General features: G+C 53.0%; 6 protein-coding genes. 1 reads left to right on the top strand and 5 read right to left on the bottom strand.

The window, feature by feature from the left end; translation table 11 throughout:
- Window positions 1–1,559, top strand: a 1,559-nt coding sequence (locus GX117_12535; GenBank protein NLO34158.1) for a hypothetical protein, incomplete at its 5' end; no start/stop codon positions are given.
- 134 nt (window positions 1,560–1,693) lie between these two features.
- On the opposite strand, the gene GX117_12530 is transcribed toward GX117_12535, so the two are convergent.
- The 5 genes from GX117_12530 to GX117_12510 all read right to left on the bottom strand — a co-directional run.
- Entirely contained in the window at window positions 1,694–2,671 is a 978-nt protein-coding gene (locus GX117_12530) for a Gfo/Idh/MocA family oxidoreductase (GenBank protein ID NLO34157.1), read from the bottom strand.
- Between the two features lie 55 nt (window positions 2,672–2,726).
- Complete coding sequence (locus GX117_12525) at window positions 2,727–4,094, bottom strand: Gfo/Idh/MocA family oxidoreductase (protein NLO34156.1); 1,368 nt, start codon at window positions 4,092–4,094, stop codon at window positions 2,727–2,729.
- 160 nt (window positions 4,095–4,254) lie between these two features.
- The gene (locus GX117_12520) at window positions 4,255–5,613 is read right to left on the bottom strand and encodes a Gfo/Idh/MocA family oxidoreductase (GenBank protein ID NLO34155.1); all 1,359 of its coding nucleotides are present in this window, start codon (window positions 5,611–5,613) and stop codon (window positions 4,255–4,257) included.
- Window positions 5,614–5,847: 234 nt separating this feature from the next.
- Window positions 5,848–7,152: a PQQ-binding-like beta-propeller repeat protein gene (locus GX117_12515; protein NLO34154.1), complete on the bottom strand. Its 1,305-nt coding sequence runs from the start codon at window positions 7,150–7,152 to the stop codon at window positions 5,848–5,850.
- 38 nt (window positions 7,153–7,190) lie between these two features.
- Window positions 7,191–9,071 (bottom strand): cation-translocating P-type ATPase (locus GX117_12510; GenBank protein ID NLO34153.1); only part of this gene is annotated, 1,881 nt, incomplete at its 5' end.

Raw genomic sequence — 9,071 nt, 5'->3', positions numbered from 1 at the left:
GCATCGGTTTTGAAGCCGCCCATTATCCGAGCGCTGATGCGGTGCAGGACGGCAGGTATAGCCCTGATTACGCCATGTTGACCGGGCTCTTTCAGGGCGATTGGATCACGGCAGCAGAAATCTATCGCCATTGGGCGCTCGAACAACGGTGGGCAAAAGAAAGCCGAATAAAACAAGGTAAGACTCCGGAATGGATCACCAACACGGGTTATTGGGTGTGGAATCGAGGTACTTCGACGGGCGTGCTGCCCCCTGCGCTCCGGCTGCAAAACTATTTGGATGTACCGGTCAGCGTGTTCTGGCATTGGTGGCATGGTTGTCCCTACGACGTGGGTTTCCCCGAGTATCTGCCGCCCCGCGAGGGCAGCGCTGCCTTCCGTGATGCCGTGAAAGAGGCGCGCAGCCACGGCATCAATCCCATTGTCTACATGAACCAGCGGCTCTGGGGAATGACCACAGACAGCTGGACTGCCCAAAAGGCGGAACGCTATGCAGTCAAACAGCGGGACGGGTCGGTACGACCGGAGATCTACAACACCTTCACCCAAGCGCCGAATGCCAGCATGTGCATGGGTACTTCCTTTTGGAGAAACACCTATGCCGCCCTTGCCGACACCGTATACAACGATTTAGGCGTCAGCGGCATCTATATGGATCAAGCCTGCTCCAGCCTGATTTGCTACGATACTGAACACGATCATGAACCGGGCGGCGGCTCCTATTGGATGAAAGGCTTTCAGCAATTAGAATCTGATATTCGGCGGCACTGTCCTGAAGTAGGTCTTGCGGGCGAGGGCTGCGGCGAGGCGTGGCTGCCCCATCTGGATTTGATGCTGAGCCTGCAAGTAAGCCGTGAACGCTATGCCGCCCCCGGAGAATGGGAACCCATCCCCTTCTTTCACGCCGTCTATCATGGCTATACAGTGCTCTACGGGAATTATGCTTCCCTCACAGAGCCTCCTTACGATTCGCTTTGGCCGGAGGAGTTCGCGCCCCATGAACCCTTGAAACTGCTGGATCCCTGTTATCGTTATCAATTTCGGCTTGAACAGGCGCGAAGCTTTGTCTGGGGTCAGCAGCCTTGCCTAGCCAACGTGACAGACGAAGTCTTCGAGGAACGACCCGAAGACTTGGCTTATCTGCGGCAATTGGTGCAATTGCGTCAAGCAGCCTTGCCGTGGCTGCTTCATGGTCGTTTCTTGCGTCCGCCCGCCATGGATATCCCCACCTTAGAGATTGATGTGTCGCGCCTGTCCATTTACGCAGGCCGGGAAGGATCGGTCCAACACTACCGCAAGACCGTAGCCCAATACTTGGCGGCGGCATGGCAAGCAGACACAGGCGCGGTCGCTGTGGCTCTCGCCAACATCAGCGACGTTGATCATCCCCTATCTTTTCGGGTAACCACTGCCGCGCAGGGATTATCTGAGCGCGGCAAGATCTTCAAGCTCCTGCCGCAAGAAGGTCTCCCTTTCGGAAGCTATGCGGACGGGTTGGCGACAGTCTCTGATATGCTCCCCGCCGCCGCTGTCGTGATCTATACATTCGAAAGTGAGTAATCTCGCTGTGAAGAATCTGTGCCGTGAACTCACCATAAAAATCGTCGTCATTGCCGTACACGTATAGCTGCGTGGAGAAAAACGACAATGACGACTTCTTGAAAGGGCACTTTTTATCTAGTAAACAGTATAGCTTAGTCGGCCAACATTTCCATAATGGATACAGGCGCGCCGTCACGGCGAGCGCTCTCATGCGCAGCTTCCATAAATGCGAAGATCTCAAGTGTCTCTTCCGGCGAAACAGGAACCACACCGGTGCGGAAAAACTGCACAATTTCACGAACCATTGGCGCATAATTACCGCTGCCTTGCTGTTCCTCTACGCCTTTCGTTCCGAACACAATAACTTTATGGGGCGTGGCACCGGTGCGCAGCCCGTAGAGCGTGCCTACACGGCCATCAGACCAGCGGCCTGTGACCACGTGGAATTGATCGGTCTTGGTGCAGGTCACCATTTCGCAGCCCACACCCATCAAGGTGTATAGCGCTTCCGTGGGATGAACGCCATACCAGAAGAGATCAGGATGGGTTTGATCCAGATGGGCGGGTCCATAGGAAATAGCGCCGCGCAATTCGCCCACATCCTTATTTTTCAATTCCTGAAGACTTTCGTAAAAACGATAAGAGGACGTACTGAAAAAGGGTACGCCGCTTTCCTTGCTTAATGCGACAATAGCTTTGGCATCGGCCAGTGAACCGCCCAAAGGCTTATCGATAAAAACGCGTTTGCCTGCCTTAAAGACGGGCTTCACTTGTTCGAGATGACGACGGCCATCCACACTATTCAATAAAATGGCGTCCACCTTGTCGCACAGTGCTTCAATGGTAGGCACGATTTCCACGTTGAATTCTTTTTCCAGCTGTTTCGTGTAACCGTCCACGCGGGATGCGCTCGATTCAAGGTCCGGGCTGCCGCCCTTAAAGGCTGCCACCACCCGAGCGCCGGGCACATGATTGGCATTGTCCGGATCATTTAGCACTTGGGTGAAAGCGATGACGTGGGACGTATCCAATCCGATGATTCCCAGTTTCAGCGGCGCTTCTTCCGCGACGACACCCAGACCGGTGAGGGCAAGCGCCAACAGGGCACAGCCTAAAAGACGTACGAACATATCAAAATCCTTTCATTCGTGTTAGATGACTGCTATTGGGGCGAACCCGTCTGCTTCAGACCGGCAGCTCCCAGCCTTTGCGATACTCTTTGGTCAACAGTGCATTGGCATCAGCATTATTAACGACGGTCATCGTCTCTGTATCATACTCAACCCGTCCATTCAATCGCAACGCAACATTGCCGAACAAGACCATTTCTGTAAAAGGTCCCGCATAATCAAAATTGGATACCGCCGGGGCTCCTCCTTTGCACGCATCAATGAAATTGCGGTAATGACTCGTGCCGCTGACACGGGGAATCGTCTTATCGGGCCGGGTATAGTCCGCCATGCGCTCATCGGGCAGGAGCCGCGCTTCGCCGCCATATTCGCCGGCAGTCGCCCAGCCGTCGGTACCGATAAAAAGCGATCCGTTGGAATTGTCGCCCAGTTTTTGTCCTTCAGGTATCCCTTCGGGCAGCTCGGGCTTCAGCCCATTCTCATACCAATACACATCAACAGCTTCCATATCCGCACGGGCGGGAAACTGATATTTGATGATAGCATTGCTTGGATAGGTCTGGTCGTTGGCATTTTCTTGTTGAACCGGTTCCACGGAGAAGTGTTTCGCTTCGCCCAATTTCAATGCAAAAAAGGCAGGGTCCATGATGTGGCATGCCATATCGCCCAAGCCGCCGCACCCGAAATCCCACCAGCCACGCCACTTAAAAGGCGCATACAAAGCATTGAATTCCCGATAGGGCGCGCTGCCCAGCCACAAATCCCAGTCCATCTTTTCCGGAACAGATTCTGCCGGCGGCATAGTTTTTGGTGAACCATGGGGCCATCTGCCGCCCGGCCTATCGGTCCAAATGTGCACTTCACGCACCTTGCCGATGGCGCCGTCCCAGATCATTTCCGCAAGATCACGGACACCATCACCCGAATGGCCTTGGTTGCCCATTTGCGTTGCCACCTTCATCTCTTGTGCTGTTTTGGTAAGGAGACGTGCTTCCGCCACCGTATGGGTCATGGGCTTTTCCACATAGACATGTTTGCCCAGTTTCATGGCATGATAAGCAGCCGGCGCGTGGGTATGGTCGGGCGTGGCGATGGTGACCATATCAATGTCGTCCGCCATTTTATCGAACATTTCCCGATAGTCTTTGAATTGCTTGGCATCGGTAAGGCGATAGAAGGCCTCTCCTGCACGCTCCGAATCGACATCGCAAATAGCGACAATATTTTCGCGCTTAAACGACATGATATCGTGCATCCCTTTACCGCCGACACCGATGCCCGCCACATTCACCTTTTCGTTGGGCGAATGTTTTTTCGGCACAACCCGCGCTTTATTAGTGGTCTGGGCATGGACGATGCCCGCCAAAGGGGATAAGGTAGTCGCAGCTAAAAATACACGACGTGAAAAAGTTGATTTACTCATAGATATTCTCCGGCATCTCGAATTTATGTGAGCGTTACACACCATTGCGAAACAAGTCTCTTGGTCTGACTACAGCAAGACGGGCAAGGTTTTACTCTCTGGAAATGAAACGGCCGAAAAAGTACATCAATCCTTTTTCGGCCGTAGAAACTACTCTATCTTAGAGGGGCATAAAATCAAATCCTTTACGATAAGGCTTGGTCAGGAATTGATTGGCTCCTTCGTTGTTGGTGATTTTCATGGAAGCCACGTCAAAATGCAACTTCTCACCGGCGAGAAGCGCCACATTGCCCATATTCGCCATTTCCGTGAGCGGTCCGGCATAGCTGAAATCGGAGGAGGCTGTGGTGCCCGTTTTACACGCATTGATCCAATGCAGATAGGGATTCTCGCGGGGGATGCGTTCCAAGGTCGGCGTCGGTTTCGTATATTCTTTCATCCGTTCCTCGGGTAGGAGCCGCGTAGAACCGCCATAGGTACCTGTGGTCAGGATCCCGTCCGTTCCGATAAAGAGCGAGCCGTTATCGCCGTCGGCCAACTTCTCGTTTTCCGGTACCCCTTCGGGGCGTTTGGGCAACAAGCCGCCATCGTACCAATACACGGTAACCGCTTCCATATCGCCCCTTGCCGGGAATTCATATCTGATGACGGACTTGTTCGGGAAAGTCTCTTTGGTCATGCCTTCCTGTTCGATCACTTCCACCGTGAACGAAGGGGCTTCATAGAGTTTAAGCGCCCAGAATACGGGATCTACAATGTGGCACGCCATATCACCGATGGCGCCGCAGCCGAAATCCCACCAGCCGCGCCAGTTGAAGGGCGCATAGCCTTCGCCATATTCACGCCAAGGCGCTGTACCCAGCCACAGATCCCAATCCATGGTTTCGGGAACGGTAGCGGCAGGCAGCGGATCTGCAATGCCTTGGGGCCAAATGGGGCGATCGGTCCATGTATGGCTTTCCTTGATCTGACCGACAGCGCCGCTCCAAACGATTTCGCACAGCTCACGAATGCCGTTACCGGAGTGACCTTGATTGCCCATGGCATGGACGACGCCTTGCTCTGCGGCAACTTTCGTCAGCAGCCGCGCTTCCGCAATGGTTTGGGTCAACGGCTTCTGCACGCGCACGTGTTTGCCAAGCATCATCGCCATGTACGCTGCCGGCGCATGCATATGGTCAGGCGTGGATACGGTCACGGCATCAATTTCTTTGTCGATCTCTTCCAGCATAACGCGGAAATCTTTGAACTGTTTCGCGTTCTTAAAGCGATAGAAGGTTTCTTCTGCGCGCTTCCAATCGACGTCACAAAGGGCAACAATATTTTCCGATTTGCAGCCGTTCACGTCGCCGGCGCCCATACCCCCCACGCCGATACAGGCAATGTTGAGTTTTTCATTGGGCGACACTTTTCCCGGTACCACCCGGGCTGTGGTTTGTGCATAAACACGTCCTGCCAATGCAGCTGTAGTCGTCGTGGCAGCCAAAAAAGCACGACGGGTCAGTTTGTTTTTTTTCATGCCGAGTGTCTCCATGCGTTAAATAAGGTTATAATAAAATCAATAGGGCGTCTGCCCTTGGCATACCGGATCCCCGTGGTTTCGCCCATCAACGTCTAAACGCAAAAGGGGAAACCACACATCCACTAGCTATAGTTTCTACCTTCAACGTGGCTATTGTCAAACCGGCACCATGATGATCCATTTCATGGGCGCGGCTCTGCTCCGTTTCACAGCCTATTTCAGCCCCACGTTTCAGGGCCGGGCACTGATATCAAAGCACTTTAAAAGGTCGCTGCTACGCACCAACAAACGTCCTTTCGACAAGACCATGGGCGACCATAACTGTTTCCCGTCCAACACGTGCGCATTGGTCAACTCTTTGTATCCTTCAGGGGAAGGCTCAATCAAATATAAATCGCCCCGTTTCCCATCCAATTCGATGAGCAGATCATCGGCAAGGATGAGGGAGCCCCGCTCAAAAGTCGTTGAGAAATGGGATTTCTTTTTATCGCGCGTTTGCCATAACACCGTGCCGTCCAAAGTCAGGCACATGAGCCCGTCTTCCCGTTCGTTGGAATTGCTGTTCACATATAGATGCTCTTTATAAAATAAGGGCTGCTGAATCTGGCTGCCGCACGCATCGGTTTTAAATAACTCGCGCACCTGGAAACGGTTGCCTTCTTTATGGATTTGTATCATGGACGAGCCCGCTTTGTAGCCGCCCGTGATGAATAGGCGGTCGTCAGGCAGCGCCGTGGCAAAGGGTATGGGGATCATACACTCCCAATTATGATAGGTCCATAGGATGCGGCCGTCTTCCAAGGAAATTCCGTTCACCGATCCTATGCCCGAATCTTTGGGAGGTGTTTCACAGATCATCACCGCCTGATCAACGCCGCACAAATTCACGATGACCGGTGTTGAATATCCCACCTGTCCCTGCATTTTCGTTTGCCAGACGAGCTCACCATCCTCTTTACGGTATGCCGCTACAAAAGCGTCGGGCGCTTGGGGCGCCACAATCACCAAATCCTTATATAGGGAAGGCGCTTGTGCAACCCCCCAATCGGGTACTTTCTGTCCAAAATCTTTACAGATATTTTTGCGCCAAAGGGGCTGGTGCGTGTCTAAATCGATACAATGAAAATCGCCGAGGAGCCCCACACAGTACAAGCGATTGCCTTCGATGGTGGGCGCCGTTCGAGATCCGTCATAGCTCACACTTCCCGGCGCGTCGTAGGCATAGTTCCATTTTTCTTCGCCCGTTTCTAAATCAAAACAACGCAGGTTGTCTTGTTTATCTTCGATACGATCAAGCAAATACACGAGACCTTGGGAAACGGATGGGGAAGCAAAACCGCCGCCCAAGGGGACGCTCCACAACATCTCCGGACCGTCGGCCGGCCACTTGCGGGCAAGCGGAACGGTCTCGCGCGAAATATTGTTTCTATCGGGGCCGCCCATTTGCGGCCAGTCTGCCGCAGCCGTCACCATAAGCAAGGATAGGAAAATGCCCGCCCCTATCCCCTTGTACAGATTCACAAAACGTCGATTCATAGATTCTTCCTCATTATAAACATCATGGGATCTTCGGATTAAATCCGATCTAAGAGGGCTTTGCGCCGTTTACGCTGCCCGACTACTTTCAAAATCTCAAACCAAATAATACACAAAAAGCCAACACAAAAACATACCAGTAAATCCGGGAGCCGCGGTGTGCTGAAATGAAAAAGACCGCGCATGAAGGGAACACCCATAATAAAACAAAGGCCTAGAAGCGCACCGCCTATAACCCACCATAGCACAGGATTGCGCCGTTTCAAAGCACCGACCAACGTACAATCCCAAAAGCGGTTGGTCAAAATGAGTGCTAGATTCGAGACAACCAAGGTCACAAAGGCTAACATGCGCCACGTGTTCTCATCGGAGTGGCGTTGTATAATCGCGTAAAATACGACGCCCAGCACCGCCGCCAACACAATGAGCCCCTGCATCAGACTTAGTAAAATCGTATTGAAATTAAAGAGACGTGCCTCCGGGTTACGCGGCGGCCGCTCCATAATACCCGACTCAGCATCTTCCGCCTCAAAAACGAGGGAGCAAGCAGGATCAATAATCAATTCTAAAAATACAACGTGAATGGGGAACAAGAGGAGCGGCATGTTTTCTCTAAACACCGGCACAATGGATAGGCCGATAATCGGAACGTGTACGGCAAGAATATACACAACGGCCTTATGGATGTTGTCGTAAATACGCCGTCCCAGCCGAACCGCCTTTACAATAGACGAAAAGTCATCGTCGAGCAAAACCAGCCCCGCCGCTTCGCGTGCCACATCCGTGCCGCGCTCCCCCATAGCAATGCCAATATGTGCCGCTTTCAGCGCAGGCGCGTCATTCACACCGTCACCCGTCATGGCGACAATCTCGCCCCGCAACTTCAACGCGTTGACAATACGCAATTTGTGTTCAGGCGCAGCCCGGGCAAAGAGACAGACATCATCGATAGCTTCCGCCAGCTCCTCATCACTCATAGCGTCCAATTCAGCGCCTAAAATTGGCTTTCCCGCTGTGTCCATGCCAATCTGTCGCGCAATACTTAAGGCGGTGCCCGCATTATCGCCCGTGATCATGATCACCCGTATCCCTGCCGTAGCACATTGGGCGAGCGCTTCGGAAACACCGGTCCGTATGGGATCGGCAAAACCGATTAACCCTAAAAACTCAAATATGAAATCATGTTGCTCTTCCGGCAGCTGCGGCTTCGAAAAGCGCGACATGGCAACGCCCAACACGCGCAGTCCCCGCGCTGCCATGAGGGCGACCTGTTCTTGCAGCGCAGCCGTCTCCACTTCACCGAGGTGACACAAATCAGCGATCGCCTCGGGCGCTCCCTTCGCCGAAATTTCATAGTCCGTACCCGTCGGAGAACGCCAGACATGGGATAAGGCGAGCAATTCCGGCGACAAGGGATATTCGCGGATGAGCGTCCAATTCTCGTGCAGGTGTTCCGTATGGGCAAGATAATATTCGCCCACCTGTTTCAAGGCTTTTTCCGTTGGATCGAAAGGATCCCGCTTACTCGCCAAAATACCGTATTCCAAGAGTAAATGAAAGTTTTCCGGAAGCTCCGAACCTTCCGCATGATCTGCAACCTCAAAATGCTGACCGTTGGCGTACAAACTGCTTACGGACATACGGTTTTGCGTCAGTGTACCCGTTTTGTCAATGCATAATACCGTTGCTGCGCCCAAACTTTCCACAGCCGGCATGGTCCGGGTCAATACATTGCTCCGTGATATGCGCCACGCGCCTAAGGCAAGAAACACGACCAATACCACGGGAAATTCTTCAGGCAGCGTCGCCATGGCAAGGGTCAAGCCGGCAAGAATACCTTGCATCCACGAATCGGCCGTATTGCCGCGCGTAAGTCCATATACTACGACAATCAACGCGCACATGCTCAGACCGAAAAT

The organism is Candidatus Hydrogenedentota bacterium, from assembly GCA_012523015.1.
Lineage (GTDB): Bacteria > Hydrogenedentota > Hydrogenedentia > Hydrogenedentales > CAITNO01 > JAAYBJ01.
This window is presented reverse-complemented; position numbering and strand designations above follow the sequence as displayed.

What these genes read in the sequence shown, in the direction of transcription:
- GX117_12530 (NLO34157.1), bottom strand. Translation starts at nt 2,671, where the DNA reads ATGTTCGTACGTCTTTTAGGCTGTGCCCTGTTGGCGCTTGCCCTCACC.
- GX117_12525 (NLO34156.1), bottom strand. Translation starts at nt 4,094, where the DNA reads ATGAGTAAATCAACTTTTTCACGTCGTGTATTTTTAGCTGCGACTACC.
- GX117_12520 (NLO34155.1), bottom strand. Translation starts at nt 5,613, where the DNA reads ATGAAAAAAAACAAACTGACCCGTCGTGCTTTTTTGGCTGCCACGACG.
- GX117_12515 (NLO34154.1), bottom strand. Translation starts at nt 7,152, where the DNA reads ATGAATCGACGTTTTGTGAATCTGTACAAGGGGATAGGGGCGGGCATT.